Below are 15,813 nucleotides of genomic sequence, written 5' to 3' on the forward strand. Positions count from 1 at the left end.
GTTCGGGTCTCCGGCAGGCTACGGTCCGGATCCCGGTAGTTCGGGCCGACGTCTCGCTGATCGGGAGACTCGCTCGGCAGCGCGGGGTGTTGGATGCCATCGTCGGTGGCGACGCCGGACACGGTCCTTTGAGCTGCACCCACACGCGGTAGTACCGTGATTCCTGTCACAGAGTTGTGATGCGCGCTGGGAGGCCGAATGAGAACATCAAGACCTGCCGGGGTGCCGGTATCGGTGGTCGAGCGGATATCCCTCGTTCTGGAGACTTTCAACGGGTCCGGGCCCCTCACCCTCGCTCAGGTCACCGCGCGCACCGGCCTGCCCCGCTCGTCGGTCCATCGACTGCTGGAGCAGCTCACGAACACGGGCTGGCTCGCACGGTCCCCCGAGCAGACCTACGAACTGGGCGTCAAGGCCTACGAGATGGGCCAGGCCGCGCTGAACCAGAACCGCCTGTTGCACGGCGCGCGGCCGATCATGCAGACGTTCGCGCATCGCACCGGATTCACCATTCAGCTCGCCGTCCTCAGCCGCGGCGATACCGTCTACCTGGCCAAGGTCAACGGACGCTCCTCCGGCCCCACCCCGACCGCTGTCGGGCAGCGGGTACCCGGGCACCTCACCGCCGTGGGTAAGGCACAGCTGGCGTTCGCCGATCAGTCGGGCCGGCGACCGGTCTTCGATGAACTCCGACGGACCGCCGACGGCGCGCTGGTACGGCAGACTCCGCAGAGCGTGACAAGCGAAGCCCAGCTCGCCGACGATCTGGCGGCAGTCCGCGACCGGGGCGCGGCGTTCGATCGTGGCGAGGCGTTCGCCGGCCTCGGTTGCGTGGGTGTCTCCCTGGGGCCGCCCGATCACATCTACGGAAACCTGGCCGGGATCTCCGTGTGCGCGCCGGTCACCTCGCTCGACTACCGCACGCTGGTAGGTCAGGTGCGCGTGGCGGCCCGGGAGATCTGGGATCGGTGCGTGGCGGCGGACCTCGCGTCCCATTAGCCGCGACGGCACCCGCTGCCGCGCCGGGACTCGGCACCGAATCGGTGCCGCGGCCCACAGTCGGATTCTCCGGATCAGGAGGTTGCCACGACCTTCGTCTCATCGAGACGCGCTGCCATATCGGCCACCGCTCGGTAGGCCATCACCATCCCGGAACCCAGCGGTACGCCGGGGCCGGGGTAGGCCTCACCGGAGATCGAGGCAGCGGAGTTGCCGGCCGCGTACAGACCGGTAATCGCCGAACCGTCCGGCCGCTGCACCGCACCGTCACGATCGATCACCGCGCCGCCTTTCGTGCCGAGATCGCCGAGAACCAGCCGCACTGCGTGCAGCCGAGCACCGCCGAGCGGCCGCAGGCACTGCGCCGGTTCGCTCGCACCGACAAAGAATCGGCCGAACGGATCCTCACCACGGTGGAAATCCTCGTCCGCACCACGCTCGGCCAGTTCGTTGAATCGGCCGACCGTCGCCGCCAATGCGGCCGGATCGATATCCAACGACCGGGCGAGGTCCGCGACGGTCTCGGCGGTATGCCACAGGCCGGCTGCCGTCATCTCGGCGCGGTCGGGTTCGGGGACGCAGATGGCCGGGAGCCGGTCACCGGAACTGTCGTCGAAGACGAACCAGAATTCCTCGCTGCCGGCCGCCATCTGCGCGCGCATCGCGCGCCCCATCTGATCGTAGGGCAGCATCTCGTTGGCGAACCGACGGCCGTTCCCGTCGACGATGATCCCGGAACGCATGCCGAGGGTGAAGGCGGCGTGCCCGTTGGGAAACAGAGTCGCGGGGCACCACCACGACTGATCCAGCAGATCGAGCGCGGCACCGGCGGTTTCCAGCATCGCGACCGCGTCCCCGGACCCGGTGCCGGGATGCGACGACGACCAGTCGGCGGTCGGCATGTTCTGCCAGCGTTTGCGCAACTGTGCCGAACGCTCGAATCCGCCCGCGGCGAGCAGGACCCCCGCGCGCGCCCGGATCCGCGTCTCCGTGCCGTCGGGCCCGGTGGCCACGACGCCCGTCACCGCACCGGATTCGTCCTGCGCCAGGCTGTCGACACCGGTCGACAACAGCAGATCGGCGCGGCCGGTCGCGTCCAGCGCGAGCACCATCCGGGCGATCCAGGCTTGACCGCCGTCCAGCGTGGACCGGTCGACGGTGGCGCCGAACTGGTCGGCGGCCACCATCGGCCGCACATCGGACAACCGGTCGCCGACCTCGTCGGCAGCGATGGGCCCGGCGAAAATACTGCGGCCGTTATCGCTGCGCCCCGGTGCGTCGAAGTAGTCCGGGAACGGCCGGTGGTCCAGCGGGATACCCACGGTGTTCTCGAGGAAGTCGGCGACCACCGGACCGGTTTCCAGGTATGCCTGCTGCACTTCCGGCCGCGTCCGGTCGCCGACCACGGCACGGAAGTAGGTCAACCCCTTCTCGACGGAGTCGTCCACGCCCTGCCGGGCCAGTACGTGGTTGCCCGGCAGCCATACGCTGCCGCCCGAATAGGCCGAGGTCCCGCCGAAGCGGTCCGTTTTCTCGAGCACGCAGGTCGACAGACCGCGGTGAGCCGCGGCCAGCGCTCCGGCGAGCGCGGCGCCGCCGGAGCCCACCACTACTACGTCATAGGTTTTGTCCCAGGTCATCGTCGACTGCACTCCCTGTATCCGTTCCGGGTGAGACGCCGCGACGTTAAGGGAGTGGTGCGGCGGCGAGCGGGGCGGCTCCCGCTCAGTGGTCACACCGATTCGACCGGCCGCCCGACCAATTCGATACGGTAACCGTCGGGGTCGCGGAGTATCGCGATGGTGATCCCACCGAATTCCGAGAGTACGGTCGCGGGGGTCTCCTCGGTACCGCCGTACCGGCAGGCGCGGGCCAGGAGCCCGGGAACGTCCACGGTGTTGAGGACGAGCTTGGCGAACATGTTGCCGAGTTGCGGGGGTTGCGGGTCATCGCGCGGTGCGATGAGCTCGATACCGGCCGGACCGGCGCGCAGAATCACCGCGTCGAAGCGAGCCGTGGCGAACTCGCGCTCCACCTCGAATCCACATCCCGCCGTGTAGAACTCCGTCGATTTCGCGAGGTCGGTGACCCGGAGGGCGCTGAGTGACAGGGTTGTTGCAGCGGGTGCCGGTTCGCCGCTCATCGGGTCTGCGACCCGCCGTTGAAGTCCAGGGTCCGACCGGTCATCCCGCCGGATTCGTCGGAGGCCGGATACGCACAGAAAGCGCCGACCTCGATCGGATCGCCGAGCCGGCCGATCGGGATGGTCGAGATGATCTGGTCGATCATCTCCGGGGGCATCTTGTCCGCCAGGTTGGCCTGGTGTCCGAGTGCGACGATTTTCGCGGCCACCCGATCGGCCCGCTCGGCGAACAGATCGTTCACGATCACCGCGGCGCCCTGGCGCGCGAGCACGGTCGCAATCCCCTCTCCCACACTCTGACCAGCCCCGGATACCAGGGCTGTCCGCCCGTTCAACTCGAACACGAGTACTCCTCTCCACCCGCCACCCGGAGAGCCCGGGGACGCTCTTCGCTGCTGCCACTCTCCGGGCGAGCCCCCTAGATTGTCAATCAATATTGGATCTTATTTTGGATCCAATCTGCTACGGTCATGCTTCATGACGCCAGACGATTCGGTCGGCGCTCTGCCGGAGGCCTCGGTTCTGACCGAGTTCGCCGGTGGTGTTGCGCAGCTGACCCTCGACAACCCCCGCCGCAAGAACGCGATCACGCTGGAGATGGCCGCGCTCATCGGGGAATTCTGCGATCGGGTGGAGAACGACCCCGGTATCGGCGCTGTCGTCGTGCGCTCCGCCGGCACGTACTTCTGCAGCGGTGCGGATACCCGGGACCTCGCGACTTCCTCCGCCGATCCGGCCTCGCCCGAGGCAGTCCGGCGGACCTCGGCGGTCTACGGCGCCTTCGTGCGCATCGGATCCCTACCGGTTCCCACCATCGCCAGGGTCGTCGGCGGCGCCGTCGGCGCCGGAATGAACCTGGCGCTGGCCGCCGACATCATGGTGGTGACCCCGGAGTCGGTACTCGACAGCGGATTCCTCGCCCGCAACATTCATCCGGGCGGCGGCCACCTGTCGCTGCTCGGTCGCGCGGTCGGCTGGTCGCGCACAGTGGCGCTTGCCGCCTGCGGGCGCCCCATGACCGGCGCCGAGGCCGTCGACTGCGGCCTCGCCTACGCCGCCGCCCCCGAAGCAGAACTCGATTCGCTCATCACCGAACTGACCACGACTCCTGCCGCCGATCCCGAACTCAGCCGGCGGATCATGACCAGCGCTCGCCTGGAACTCGGGCCACCGGCGGTGAGCTGGTCGTCGGCGCTCGAAATCGAGCGTGGTGTGCAGATGTGGTCGATGTCGCGTAAGGGCCAGGCGTCCTGGTCCTCGCGGGGCCCGGGCCGATGACCGCCGTCGAAGCCGGTACGCCGGTGGCCGAGAGCGCGGACCTGCACACCTTGCGGGCCGAGGTCCGTACGTTTCTGACCGAACAGCTCGAGGCAGGTACTTTCGTTCCGGCCGTGGACAATTGGATGAGCGGATTCGATCCCGAATTCAGTGCCCGGCTCGGACAGCGGGGCTGGCTCGGGATGACGCTACCGACGGCATACGGTGGCCACGGCCGGTCCCCGGTCGAACGTTTCGTGGTCACCGAAGAACTGCTCGCGCACGGTGCACCCGTTGCCGCGCACTGGATCTCGGACCGGCAGATGGCTCCGGGCATCCTCGCCAACGGGACCGAGGAACAGAAGCAGCGTTATCTTCCCGGAATAGCCGCCGGGACGCTGTTCTTCGCGATCGGAATGAGTGAACCCGACGCCGGCTCGGATCTCGCCGCCGTCCGTACCCGGGCCCTGGCCCACGACGACGGCTCCTGGACCATCAGCGGCACCAAGGTGTGGACCACGGGCGCACATATGGCGCATGCCATGGTGCTGCTCGCCCGCAGCGACGGCGAACCCGGCGACCGGCAGGCCGGACTCTCCCAGTTCCTGGTGGATCTGTCCCACCCCGATATCGAGGTGCGGCCACTGCGCAGTATCGACGGCGAGGCGCATTTCAACGAGGTGATCTTCCACGACGCGCATGTCGGGCCGGAGGCCCTGCTGGGCCGGCGCGGTGCGGGCTGGGCACAGGTGATGAGCGAACTCGCGTACGAACGCTCGGGCCCCGAACGCTATCTGTCCACGATGCCCCTGCTACGCGCGTGGGCCGACGAACTGCGCCGTTCGGGTGCGACCGAGGAACAGCGGGTGACCCTCGGTGCGCTCACGGCACGGGCCTGGGCGTTGCGCCGGATGTCGCTGTCGGTGGCCGCGGAACTGGCCGCGGGCCGCCGGCCCGATGTGCGGGCGGCGATGGTGAAAGACCTCGGCTCGGCATTCGAAGGCGATCTCGTGGAGGCGGTGCGGGCGGCCTGCGATACCGATCCCCGGCGCACCGGCGGCGATCCGTTCGCCCGCCTGCTGGCAGGCAGCATGCTGCATATTCCGGCATTCACACTACGGGGCGGGACGAACGAGATCCTTCGCGGAATCGTCGCTCGCGGAATGGGATTGCGTTAACCCTTCCCCACGGCTGAAGCCGGGGGATTTCCAACTCGGACAGCACCATTCACACCCTCGGAAGGAGGTGAACAGTGTCTGACATCGTCAGCATTGGCACGGTCGAGCTCTACCGTGGCCAGAATCGTTCTGGCGGCGTTCCGGTCACGGTCTGCGGTGTATCCGCAATGTCCGCACCGGAAGATACGTTCGGCCAGCCGCAGGCGTTCCTTGGTTCTCGTACTGCACTGCGAGCAGGTCATGGTGGTGTAGGCGGGCGGCACCAACACCACCTTCCGGCCCGCCCGCGTGCCACATGCGATCAGTTCTCGTTTCGCTGCCCCGATCGCTGCATCCGCAGACTTGCGGGCCATGGTCGAGCGGGACAAGAATACCGGTTTGAAGTCCTCCACGGCGATCACAGCGTGATCGGCGACGACGCGACGCGCCCACACGCGAGCGTCGTGCACGTTCTGCCGGGCCGCTTTCTTGTACAGCCGTGCGGCCTGGAGTTTCGCCCGCTGGTAGCCCTTGGACGGGGCGTGCCCGCGTGGGCGGCGACGCCGGGACATAGCGCGCTGTGCTTTCGCCAGTTCGGCGGCGCAGCGCCTCCGGTGCCCGAGGTAAGGCAGATCGTAGGCGGGATCGGTAGCCGTCGAGGTCGTGCTCACACCCCAGTCGATCCCGATCTCCCCGACCGCATCCGGGAACGGTTCGGTCTCACGCCGCACCACGAACGAGGCGTACCAGTGCCCGAGACTGTCCCGATAGATCCGAACCGAGGTCGGTGCGGACGGCAGTTCACGAGACCACACGACAGGAACGGACACCTTGCCCGGCAACCGAAGGCGTCGATCCTTGATCGAGAACCCACGGGTCGTGTATTCCAGCGACGGCAACGCCTTCTTCCGGGATTTGACCGCCGGTTTGCCGCGCGCCTTCACCTTGAACGAGCAGACGAGCGCTTGGGAGTAGGTGCGCAGCATCTGCTGTTGCGCCACTTGGGAACCCGCACGCAACCAGGAGTTACGGCTGCGCGCGTCGGTGAGCATCTTCGAGAGCCGTACGAACGTGGTGCCCGAATACCGGCGGGCCCGTCATCGGGGGACGCATGGATGAACACCTCGAACACATCATCGCAGAGGTCTGCACCGAACGACGGGCGCACATCATCGAACTCGACACGATGCCCGACCACATACACCTGCTCGTCTCCGTCGACCCACCGTACGGAATCTATCGGCTCGTCAAACAGATCAAAGGTCGGTTGTCCCGACTGCTGCGCCAAGAGTTCCCGGGGCTCAAATCGAAACATCCCACATTGTGGACGAACAGCTATTTCGTCGCCACGCTCGGCGGCGCAACCTTGGAGGTCGTCAAGAAATATGTCAAAAAACAGCGCAACCTGTGAAAGGCACTCCGATTCCTCCCCACGGCTGAAGGCGGGGGTTTCCTCGGAGCTTTCTCAATGACCGACCCGAATTCCGAACTACGCGCGGCGACCGAGGCGATGATCGCGCGGGCAGGTGTCGACACCACTACTCCCGCCACGGGTATCGACAGTGCCGTCTGGTCGGCACTCACCGAGGCCGACTTCACCGGGATCGGTATCCCCGAGGACCACGACGGCAGCGGTGGCACGCTCGCCGAGGCATTGGCCGTGGTCTCGGCGGTGGTCACCGGCGGTGCCCTCACCATGCTCATCGAACACATGGTGCTCGCCGGCTGGCTCGCGGCGCGCTGCGGTATCAACCTCGGCACCCGGACCGCGACGATCGCCCACGCGGAGCCCGGTGCCGGGGTCCGCGAAACCGGAGACGGCGGGCGGGTGCTGCACGGTTCGGCGCGGGCGGTGGTGCACGGAGCCGACGCCGATCGCCTGGTCGTCCTGCTCGACCCGGGCGCCGCGGACCGCGGCCCGGCGGTCGCGATCCTCTCCCCCACCGGTGCCGGTGTGAGCGCCCGGCCCGGCACCGATCTCCTCGGTGCCGCCGTGACCGACTACGACTTCGATGCCGCCGCGGTCGAGTCGTATGCCGTATCCCCCGTCGGCGAAACCGAGCTCCGGGAACGGGGCGCGCTTGCCTACGCGGTCGCGCTCGCCGCCGCAGCGCGCGCGGTCTGCGACCGGACGGTCGAATACGCGGGACAACGCACCCAATTCGGCCGACCGCTGAGCAAGTTCCAGGCCGCGCAGCAGCGGCTCGCCGGGATGGCCGCACTCACCGGCCTCATGGAAACGGCCACCGAAACCGCCGTGGCCGAGAACGCCGGCACGAGCGCCGACAGGGCCCGGACCGCCATCGCCGCCGCGAAAGTGGTGACCTCCTCCTCGGCACGGGAGATCGCCGCCGCGGGCCACCAGCTCCACGGCGCCATCGGTTTCACCGCCGAACATCCGCTCGGCCGATCCACCACCGCCCTGCTGGCCTGGCGGGAACGATACGGCTCGGAGCGCTACTGGGCCGGTGTCCTCGCCGGCCGGATCCTCGACGGCGGAGCCGACGTCTGGGATCTCGTGACCGGCTTCGAGGACGAAACGACGACCGGTGCGGCGACCGAAGGGAACAATCGATGACCGTCACCACCCGGACCGAACACCATCCCGCCACGCCCGCCATCGACGGTCGCGCCGCATGGCGGGCCGCGGACACCGCCACCGGCAACGGTGTGCTCACCGGGGTGCGGGTCCTGGACCTGAGCCGCGTACTCGCCGGTCCCTACACCGCCCAGATCCTGGCCGATCACGGCGCCGAGGTCATCAAGGTGGAGGCCCCCACCGGTGACGAAACCCGCGGCTGGGGTCCGCCTTTCCTCGAGTCCGGTGCGAGCAGCGCCTACTATGCGAGCCTCAACCACAGCAAGGACAACATCAGCCTGGACCTGCGCACCGACGCCGGCCGGGAAATCCTCGCGCACCTGCTGGCGGGCGCCGATATCGTGATAGAGAACTTCAAGGCGGGCACCATGGCGCGCTGGGGTTTCGATTACGAATCCGTGCTCAGCGAACGCCATCCCGGGATGATCTACTGCCGGATCACCGGTTTCGGCGTAGACGGCCCGATGGGCGGATTGCCCGGCTACGACGCCGTGCTCCAGTCCTTCGGCGGCCTGATGAGCGTCAACGGCTATCCCGACGGCAACCCACTGCGGGTCGGGATCCCCATCGTCGATATCGTCGCCGCCAATATGGCGGTGAGCGGCATCCTGCTGGCGATGCTGGAACGCGGCCGCAGCGGGCAGGGCCAGCTGATCGATATCACGCTGCTCGACTCCGTCATCTCCATCCTGCACCCGCACGCGGCCAACTGGATGGCCGGCGGCCAAGTGCCACAGCGGACCGGGGATTTCCATCCCACGGTGGCGCCGTACCAGGTGTTCCGGGCCGCCGACGGCGATTTCTTCGTCAGCGCGGCCAACAACCGGCAATTCCGTTCGCTCACCGAAACTCTCGGACTGCACGGGCTCGCCGACGATCCCCGGTTCGTCTCCAACGGCGATCGCTACGCCCACCGGGAAGAACTCGCCGCGCTGCTGGGTGAGCGTATCGCCCGATACTCGCGCGAGGACCTGGGGCGCCGCCTCGAAGAAGCCGGCGTACCCGCGAGCCCGGTGCACACCGTCGACGAAGCGTTGCAGTCCGCGCAGGTACGACACCGCGGCCTGTTCATCGAGGACGATGATTACCGCGGGATCGGTGTGCCGATCGCCCTGGGCCGATCCGGACACCGCCGTCCACGCCCCGCGGTAGCCCTGGGCTCCGACACCACCGCCGTCCTCGCCGCGATGGGATACGGCACCGATCGCATCGAGGAACTGCGCGCGGCTGGTATCTTCGGGAACCCGTGAGCAGATCCAGCGCAGGCTCCGCGCCCGCCGACCGCGGGCGCGACGGCGAACGAGCGGCGGCACGGGTGGTCGAGGAGATCGAACGACTCATCGTCACCGGCGAACTGCTGCCCGGGCAGCCGATCCGTCAGGTGCTGATGGCCGAACGCCTCGGCGTCAGCCGGCTGCCCATCCGGGAGGCTCTGCGCCAGCTCGCCGCCGCCGGCCTGGTCGACCACGAACACAATGTGGGATACACCGTCGCGCGGCTGCGGCAATCGGATTTCGACCAGATCTACCTGATGCGGGCCGCGCTCGAACGGGAGATCATCGCCACGCTGCCCCGGTTCACCGACGAAGTGCTGACCGAGGTCCGGCGGCTCGGCGATCTGGTGGTCGAGGCCGCCGAACGCGGTGATCTGCTGGAGATGCGGCTACACAACCACGCCTTCCACTTCGCCATCTTCGAACAGTCCCCGCTGAATCTCGTGGTCGGTGAGGTGCGGCGACTGTGGACACTGGCGATGCCTTATCACGCAACCTACCTGTACGACCCGGCCGCCCGTGCCCGGGTTCTCGCCGAACACGACCAGATGATCGAGGCGCTCGCCGAACACGACAACGACCGCCTCGACGAACTGATGAATCTGCACCGCCAGGGCGGTGAAACCAGCGCCGGGACGATGCTGCGCGCCACCAGGCCGCCCGGCCCTGCCGGCCCCTAGGAGAACACCATGGCCACACCCACCGACAACACCGCCGCGCCACAGGCGATCTGGGATCCGGATGTGGCCGTGATCGTCGAGCGGGCGCGGGCGAACCGGACCGGTCCGCTGCACCGGCTCGGCGTCGAGGCCGCCCGCCGGGCGCTCGAGTCGATCGAACGTCCGGCCGGCCCGCAGATGCAGTCGGTACGCGACGCCACCGTCGCCGGCCCGCACGGCCCGATCCCGGTGCGTATCTACCGGCCGGCCGCCGCCCCGCCGGAGAACGCACCGGCCCTGGTCTGGTTCCACGGCGGCGGCATGATCATGGGGTCATTGCGCTCGTTCGATCGCCTGGCCCGCGATATCGCCGACGCCACCGGCGCCGTCGTCTGCAATGTCGACTACCGCCTCGCCCCCGAACACCGCTACCCCGTCGCCAACGACGAGGCCTACGCTGCCCTGCTGTGGCTCACCGACAACGCCGCCGGCTGGGGTGTGGATCCCGCCCGTATCGGTGTCGGCGGTGACAGCGCCGGCGGCAGTCTCGCCACCGCGACCACCCTGCGCAGCCGCGACGAGAACGGCCCGGCCATCGCCCAGCAGGTGCTGTTCTATCCCGGTATCGAACGCCGCACCGACCGCCCCTCCATGCGCGAGTTCGGTGATTCCCCGTTCCTCACCGCCGAGGATATCGACTGGATGAAGAACCTCTACCTCGGCGACGACCCGGCGTCCGACGACGCCTACGGTGTCCCGGCACTGGCCGAATCCCTCGCCGGCCTCCCCCCGGCGATCCTCGCCGTCGGATACGGCGACCCGCTACGCGACGCCGTGGAAGCCTACGGCGACCGGCTCCGCGCGGCCGGCGTCCCCACCGCCCAGTTGCGCTACCCGGGTATGGGCCACGGGTTCGCCGTGCAGGCGCCGTCGGTGGCGCGGGCGCGGGCGGCGATCTCGGAGATCGGGGCCCTCGCGGCAGCGCGGTTCCGGTAGCGATTCGGTGGGCGTCAGGATCCGGCGGCGGTCCGGCCGGCGCGGCGGCCGTAGAAGCTACCGTCGCCCAGGGACGCGCCACTGACATAGCCGCCGGCGCTGATTCCGGAGGTGCAGCGGCCCGCGGCGAAGAGGCCCGGGATCGGGTCGCCGGAGACGTGCATTACCCGGGAATCGAGGTCGGTACGGAGGCCGCCGAGCGTGAACCCGCCCGTGCGATTGCGTAGATCGTAGGCTGCCAGTGGTGTGCCGATCGGTTTCACCCACTGGGTTTTCTTGCCCAGCACGGGGTCCGCGCCGTCCTTCGCGTGCCGGTTGTAGACCTCGACGGTGGCCTGCAGGACCCCGGCGGGGAGGCCGATATCCGACTCCAATTCCGCCACCGATTCCGCGACCCAGGTGGGTGGCACACTGCGCATCGCCGCACTGCTGGAGACGCTCTTGTTCGCCTCCTCGAGAGCGGCTTCGTCGATGATCAGGAAGGCTTCGTTGTTCTGGCGGATCAGCGTCGACTGCCCGATATGGCTGGGATAGGAATCCTCGGGAATGTAGCGCTGACCGCGCCCGTTGACGAGGATTCCGCGCGCGATCATCTGCGGATCGGCGAAGATCGCGACCTCGATGGCGTCCATATGCGCCAGCTGGGCGCCCAGGGCCTGCGCCACCAGGATGCCGATACCGTCGTGTTCCTCGATGGCGGCCGCGGGCCGGTTGATCAGCAGCGGCGTGTAGGCCTCGACCATCTGCTGGTTGTAGGCGAAGCTACCGGTGGCCAGTACCACGCCCCGGCGTGCGCGGACATACACGGGTTTGCCATAGCGTTTGGCCACCACCCCGGCGACGCGACCGGACTCGTCGACGATCAGGCGCTGCAGCCGCACATCGTATTCGGCACGGACGCCCAGCGCCTCGGCGGTATCGGTGAGTGGTTTCATCAACATGAACCCGCCACCCTTCTCGCTCGTGTGCTTGTCGGCCATCTGCGGGAGATGACCACGCGGCGCCGGAGTGGCGAGGGTGTTGTACGGTGCGGCGTTCTCACCGCCGGAGAACATCAGGCCCTGATCGGCCGGCGGTTCCCAGCCGGGCTCACCCCAGAACTCCTCTTTGAACGGAACACCTTGCGCGACGAGCCACTCGAAATGCTCCACACTGCCCTGGCAGTAATCGTGGATCTTGGCCTCGTCGGCGCCCGGACCGAGCGCGGCCATCAGGAAGCGTTCCATGTTCTCCGGCGTGTCCTCGAAGCCGAGGGCTTTCTGCAGGGCCGTGCCACCGCCGAGGTAGATGAATCCACCGGACAGCGCCGCCGCGCCACCCCAGCCCCCGGTGCGCTCCAGTACGAGTACCTCGGCGCCCGCGCGAGCGGCCTCGATCGCCGCGCTCGCACCCGCGACCCCGTAGCCGACTACTACGACGTCGGCTTCGTAGTCCCATTCGGTGCTCTCGGCGAGCCGCTCGGGATGAACATCCACATTCGGCATTGGTTCTCCTGTTCCGTAAAATCGGACCGACTCGAGGGAGCAGTCGGTCATGGTGCAGCACCGACCGGCAGAGCGTGGAACCGACAGGTCTATCGGTCGTGTGTCTGCCGTCGCGATGGATCCAGTGTCGACGGCCGTCACCGATCCGGATCCGGAAAATTCCGCTCACCGAGAAGGTCGTGTATCCCGCCTACAATCTGTGCGCGCACTCGAGACGGTCTCGACGGCGCGGCCGGGTTCACGGAAGTGCCGGCATCGCGAACCATCCCGGCCGGACCGGGACCGCCGACCCAGAATTTCGCCCTACGCGGCCTGCCGGTACCCCGCGCGCGGACAACGCCGATATCGAACTGCGGGCGCGAGGGAAGCCGTCAACACAGCCAGGTCAGCCGCGGACTGGTGTCAGCAGTTTCTTGAGCGGGATACTGCTGTCGGACAGCACTTCCGGCCCGGGCCGGTGGCCACGTCCCAGCGCCGCTCGCAATGCCACGAAATCCGCCGGCGCGTTCAGGCATTCCGCGGCGACCAAGCCCTCGTCGCCGAAGTACAGAGCAACCTTGCGTCGCGGCTTGTCGGGATCGCTACGGACCACCACCGACGTGTCATCGCCGATGAGGCCGACGATCTGGAGTTTCTGATCACCCTGATCGGACCAGAACCACGGTGCGGCCGAGGGTGGTGCGGCACTCCCCACCAGTGCCGCAGCCGCGACCTCGGCCTGTGTGGTGGCGTTGTCCACCGATTCCAGCCGGTAGTGGCGGCCGGTGGTGGGTGAGACGCGGGTGGTGCAGTCACCGATGGCCAGCGTCCAGCCGTCGGAGGCCGTGCACCGGTCGTCGACCACCACACCACCCGCACAGTGCAGGCCGAGTTGGGCAGCCAGTTCGATGCGCGGCTCGGCCCCGATTCCGACCAAGACCGTCGCTGCCGGGATCTCTCGGCCGTCGGTCAACCGGACACCGCGAACACCGTCATCTGTGGCCATGATCGCCGTCGGCTGCGCATCCAGAAGGATTTCGGTCTGCATCGCCCGATGCGCCGCAAGCAGCGCCGTCGCGGTGACCTCACCCACCGCACGCCCCAGGAGCCGCGCTCCGGCCTCGATCACGGTCACTTCCGCACCCGATGTCCGCGCGGTGGCCGCTACCTCGAGGCCGACGAAGCCGCCACCGATCACCACGATCGGGCCCTTACGGATCCGCTCCGCCAGTACGGAGGCATGGTCGAGATCGCGTAATCGCACCACATCGGGATGATCGGATCCGGGCAGAGCCAGGGCCCGGGCTCGCGCTCCGGTGGCCAGGACCAACCGGTCGAATTCCCTCGGGCGCGAACCGTCCCCGCCGGCGAACTCGATCCGGGCACCCGCCGGTGTGCGGGCCACCCGTTCGACCCGTACACCGGTGAGCAGTTCGATCTCCTTGTCCGCGTAGTGCGCCGGTTCGCGGAGCAGCAGCGATTCGCTGGTCGCCTCTCCTTTCAACCAGGCTTTGGACAGCGGCGGCCGTTGATACGGAAGCCGCGGCTCATGGGAGACGAGGGTGATCGCACCGTCGTAGCCCGTATCCCGCAGACGATCCGCGAGATGGACACCGGCGTGCGAGGCACCCACCACCACGATGCGGCGCGGCGGTGTTCCGGTGCCCGGCACGGTTTCCGATTCGGTCACCGGTCAGACCTGCTCATCCGGAACGGTCACGTGCAGATCTATGCCCTCGGCCAAGGTCAGCTGGCAGGACAACCGGGAATTGTCTTCGCGGTCGGAGGCGGTGCATTCGAGCATATCGTCCTCGTCCTCACTGGGATCGGGGAAATTGCCCAGCTCGGCACGGTCGACGTACACATGACAGGTCGCGCACGACAGCGTGCCGCCGCATTGGCCGACAATGCCTTTCACACCGTTCTTCACGGCCGTGGACATCACGGAATCGCCCACGGCGCCGTCGATCACCTTCACCGCCCCGTCGGGCTGGGTGTAGAAAACTTTCGGCATGGGGCGCTCCTACCAGGACACGGGCAGGTCGGTGACCGCCTGCGTGAGGTTGTCCATATCGATCACGGCTTCGCCCTCGAGTCGCAGATCCGGCAGGCGTTTGAACAGTTCGGCGAGTCCGACCTGCATCTCCATCCGGGCCAGCGGCGCCCCGAGGCAGTGGTGCAGACCGTAGCTCAGGGTGAGATGCGGGTTGTTCTCCCGCCGGATATCGAACACCCCGTCGTTCTCGACGACCACACCGTCGTGGTTCACTGCGGCCGGATCCACCAATACGGCCTCACCTTCCGCGATGACATGCCCGTCCAGTTCCACATCCTCGGTCGCGACGAACGGCACCAGTCCACCGCCGCCGGCTACGGTGGATCCGACGGCCATCCGTCCGTGCCGCAGGATTTCCTCCACCGCGGTCGGGGCCACACCATCGGGATCGGCGAGGAAGAGCTCGAGCTGATCGGGGTTCTTCAGCAGTGCGTGTACGCCCGCACAGATGAAGTTCGCGGTGTTGTCGAATCCGCCGATGATCAGCACCAATGCGATCGGCAGGATCTCACCGTCGGTGAGGCTGTCGTCCTTGTCACGGGCGTTGGCCAGATCGCTGAGCAGGTCCTCGCGCGGTTCCTTACGGCGTTCCTCGATCAGGCCCATCATATAGACGACCAGTTCGGTCATGTTGGCCACGACCTCTTCCTCGGGCATATTCGCCACCGCGAGCGTCGAGGAACTCCACTTCTGGAACTTCGGCCGGTCCTCGGGCGGCACGCCCAGCAGGTTCGCCAGCATCTGGATCGGTAGGGCGACCGCATAGTCGTGCACCAGGTTCGTCGGCGCGCCTTTGGCAACCATCTCGTCGATGAGGTGGTTGGCGAATTCCACCGCGGAATCCCGCATGGCCTTGACCCGTTTCGGGGAAATGGAGCGCTGCACCAGTTTCCGCAGTTTGGTGTGATGCGGCGGGTCCTCGAACTGCAGGGTGGTTTTCAGGAAGTCGGGGAACTCGACGAAATACGGCACCACCCGTTCGCCGGTCCGGAACGGTTCGCGCACGAACCGGCCGTCGCTCAGCATTTCCCGGGCGGCGGCGTTGCGGTGGATCACCCAGACATCGCCACCGAACGGCATGGTCATCTTGGTCATCGGCCGCTCGGCCGCGATGGCGTGGTAGCGGTTCAGCGCCTCGGCCGGCGGCACCGGTGCGAAGGGATACTCGGTGCTCACGGCTTTTCCGGCCGTCTCGGTTGTGCTCATCGGC

At 67.8% G+C, this 15,813-nt stretch carries 15 protein-coding genes and 1 pseudogene; 8 read left to right on the forward strand and 8 right to left on the reverse strand.

From position 1 onward, the window contains the following. The first annotated feature begins 198 nt into the window (after positions 1-198). Complete coding sequence (locus ACYR7D_RS22080; RefSeq protein ID WP_459546436.1) at positions 199-999, forward strand: IclR family transcriptional regulator; 801 nt, start codon at positions 199-201, stop codon at positions 997-999. Between the two features lie 74 nt (positions 1,000-1,073). On the opposite strand, the gene ACYR7D_RS22085 is transcribed toward ACYR7D_RS22080, so the two are convergent. The 3 genes from ACYR7D_RS22085 to ACYR7D_RS22095 form a co-directional block, all read right to left on the reverse strand. After that, on the reverse strand, positions 1,074-2,639 hold the full coding sequence (locus ACYR7D_RS22085) for an FAD-dependent oxidoreductase (protein ID WP_459546437.1): 1,566 nt from the start codon (positions 2,637-2,639) through the stop codon (positions 1,074-1,076). Positions 2,640-2,731: 92 nt separating this feature from the next. Continuing rightward, a complete protein-coding gene (locus ACYR7D_RS22090) occupies positions 2,732-3,142 on the reverse strand; it encodes a VOC family protein (protein WP_459546438.1) in 411 nt (136 codons plus the stop codon). Then, positions 3,139-3,486: an SDR family oxidoreductase gene (locus ACYR7D_RS22095; RefSeq protein WP_459546439.1), complete on the reverse strand. Its 348-nt coding sequence runs from the start codon at positions 3,484-3,486 to the stop codon at positions 3,139-3,141. The genes ACYR7D_RS22090 and ACYR7D_RS22095 overlap by 4 nt, the downstream gene beginning before the upstream one ends. 133 nt (positions 3,487-3,619) lie before the next feature. On the opposite strand from ACYR7D_RS22095, the gene ACYR7D_RS22100 reads away from it, so the two are divergent. Further along, positions 3,620-4,420: an enoyl-CoA hydratase/isomerase family protein gene (locus ACYR7D_RS22100; RefSeq protein WP_459546440.1), complete on the forward strand. Its 801-nt coding sequence runs from the start codon at positions 3,620-3,622 to the stop codon at positions 4,418-4,420. Then, on the forward strand, positions 4,417-5,577 hold the full coding sequence (locus ACYR7D_RS22105; RefSeq protein ID WP_459546441.1) for an acyl-CoA dehydrogenase family protein: 1,161 nt from the start codon (positions 4,417-4,419) through the stop codon (positions 5,575-5,577). The genes ACYR7D_RS22100 and ACYR7D_RS22105 overlap by 4 nt, the downstream gene beginning before the upstream one ends. Here ACYR7D_RS22105 and ACYR7D_RS22110 read toward each other — a convergent pair. Next, positions 5,574-6,608, reverse strand: a complete 1,035-nt coding sequence (locus ACYR7D_RS22110) for an RNA-guided endonuclease InsQ/TnpB family protein (protein ID WP_459546442.1) — start codon at positions 6,606-6,608, stop codon at positions 5,574-5,576. The two genes, ACYR7D_RS22105 and ACYR7D_RS22110, sit on opposite strands and share 4 nt — an antisense overlap. 20 nt (positions 6,609-6,628) lie before the next feature. Here ACYR7D_RS22110 and tnpA point away from each other — a divergent pair. From tnpA to ACYR7D_RS22135, 5 genes and pseudogenes are all read left to right on the forward strand, one after another. After that, positions 6,629-6,967 (forward strand): annotated as a pseudogene (gene tnpA, locus ACYR7D_RS22115) (IS200/IS605 family transposase); the annotation flags it as partial. 57 nt (positions 6,968-7,024) lie between these two features. Then, entirely contained in the window at positions 7,025-8,134 is a 1,110-nt protein-coding gene (locus ACYR7D_RS22120; RefSeq protein ID WP_459546443.1) for an acyl-CoA dehydrogenase family protein, read from the forward strand. Then, the gene (locus ACYR7D_RS22125; protein WP_459546444.1) at positions 8,131-9,405 is read left to right on the forward strand and encodes a CaiB/BaiF CoA transferase family protein; all 1,275 of its coding nucleotides are present in this window, start codon (positions 8,131-8,133) and stop codon (positions 9,403-9,405) included. Before ACYR7D_RS22120 ends, ACYR7D_RS22125 begins: the two co-directional genes overlap by 4 nt. Next, positions 9,402-10,109, forward strand: coding sequence for a GntR family transcriptional regulator (locus ACYR7D_RS22130; protein WP_459546445.1), 708 nt, complete (start codon positions 9,402-9,404; stop codon positions 10,107-10,109). The genes ACYR7D_RS22125 and ACYR7D_RS22130 overlap by 4 nt, the downstream gene beginning before the upstream one ends. A gap of 9 nt (positions 10,110-10,118) precedes the next feature. Next, positions 10,119-11,084, forward strand: a complete 966-nt coding sequence (locus tag ACYR7D_RS22135) for an alpha/beta hydrolase (RefSeq protein WP_459546446.1) — start codon at positions 10,119-10,121, stop codon at positions 11,082-11,084. A 14-nt stretch (positions 11,085-11,098) separates the two neighbouring features. On the opposite strand, the gene ACYR7D_RS22140 is transcribed toward ACYR7D_RS22135, so the two are convergent. The 4 genes from ACYR7D_RS22140 to ACYR7D_RS22155 form a co-directional block, all read right to left on the reverse strand. Continuing rightward, the gene (locus ACYR7D_RS22140; RefSeq protein WP_459546447.1) at positions 11,099-12,568 is read right to left on the reverse strand and encodes an FAD-dependent oxidoreductase; all 1,470 of its coding nucleotides are present in this window, start codon (positions 12,566-12,568) and stop codon (positions 11,099-11,101) included. A 385-nt stretch (positions 12,569-12,953) separates the two neighbouring features. Further along, the gene (locus ACYR7D_RS22145) at positions 12,954-14,237 is read right to left on the reverse strand and encodes an NAD(P)/FAD-dependent oxidoreductase (RefSeq protein WP_459546448.1); all 1,284 of its coding nucleotides are present in this window, start codon (positions 14,235-14,237) and stop codon (positions 12,954-12,956) included. Between the two features lie 3 nt (positions 14,238-14,240). Further along, positions 14,241-14,561: a 2Fe-2S iron-sulfur cluster-binding protein gene (locus ACYR7D_RS22150; protein ID WP_459546449.1), complete on the reverse strand. Its 321-nt coding sequence runs from the start codon at positions 14,559-14,561 to the stop codon at positions 14,241-14,243. A 9-nt stretch (positions 14,562-14,570) separates the two neighbouring features. Continuing rightward, a complete protein-coding gene (locus ACYR7D_RS22155) occupies positions 14,571-15,809 on the reverse strand; it encodes a cytochrome P450 (RefSeq protein ID WP_459546450.1) in 1,239 nt (412 codons plus the stop codon). Positions 15,810-15,813: the final 4 nt, after the last annotated feature.

The sequence above is a fragment of the Nocardia sp. X0981 genome (assembly GCF_977089955.1).

What these genes read in the sequence shown, in the direction of transcription:
- ACYR7D_RS22080 (WP_459546436.1), top strand. Translation starts at nt 199, where the DNA reads ATGAGAACATCAAGACCTGCCGGGGTGCCGGTATCGGTGGTCGAGCGG.
- ACYR7D_RS22085 (WP_459546437.1), bottom strand. Translation starts at nt 2,639, where the DNA reads ATGACCTGGGACAAAACCTATGACGTAGTAGTGGTGGGCTCCGGCGGC.
- ACYR7D_RS22090 (WP_459546438.1), bottom strand. Translation starts at nt 3,142, where the DNA reads ATGAGCGGCGAACCGGCACCCGCTGCAACAACCCTGTCACTCAGCGCC.
- ACYR7D_RS22100 (WP_459546440.1), top strand. Translation starts at nt 3,620, where the DNA reads ATGACGCCAGACGATTCGGTCGGCGCTCTGCCGGAGGCCTCGGTTCTG.
- ACYR7D_RS22105 (WP_459546441.1), top strand. Translation starts at nt 4,417, where the DNA reads ATGACCGCCGTCGAAGCCGGTACGCCGGTGGCCGAGAGCGCGGACCTG.
- ACYR7D_RS22110 (WP_459546442.1), bottom strand. Translation starts at nt 6,608, where the DNA reads ATGCTCACCGACGCGCGCAGCCGTAACTCCTGGTTGCGTGCGGGTTCC.
- ACYR7D_RS22120 (WP_459546443.1), top strand. Translation starts at nt 7,025, where the DNA reads ATGACCGACCCGAATTCCGAACTACGCGCGGCGACCGAGGCGATGATC.
- ACYR7D_RS22125 (WP_459546444.1), top strand. Translation starts at nt 8,131, where the DNA reads ATGACCGTCACCACCCGGACCGAACACCATCCCGCCACGCCCGCCATC.
- ACYR7D_RS22135 (WP_459546446.1), top strand. Translation starts at nt 10,119, where the DNA reads ATGGCCACACCCACCGACAACACCGCCGCGCCACAGGCGATCTGGGAT.
- ACYR7D_RS22140 (WP_459546447.1), bottom strand. Translation starts at nt 12,568, where the DNA reads ATGCCGAATGTGGATGTTCATCCCGAGCGGCTCGCCGAGAGCACCGAA.
- ACYR7D_RS22150 (WP_459546449.1), bottom strand. Translation starts at nt 14,561, where the DNA reads ATGCCGAAAGTTTTCTACACCCAGCCCGACGGGGCGGTGAAGGTGATC.
- ACYR7D_RS22155 (WP_459546450.1), bottom strand. Translation starts at nt 15,809, where the DNA reads ATGAGCACAACCGAGACGGCCGGAAAAGCCGTGAGCACCGAGTATCCC.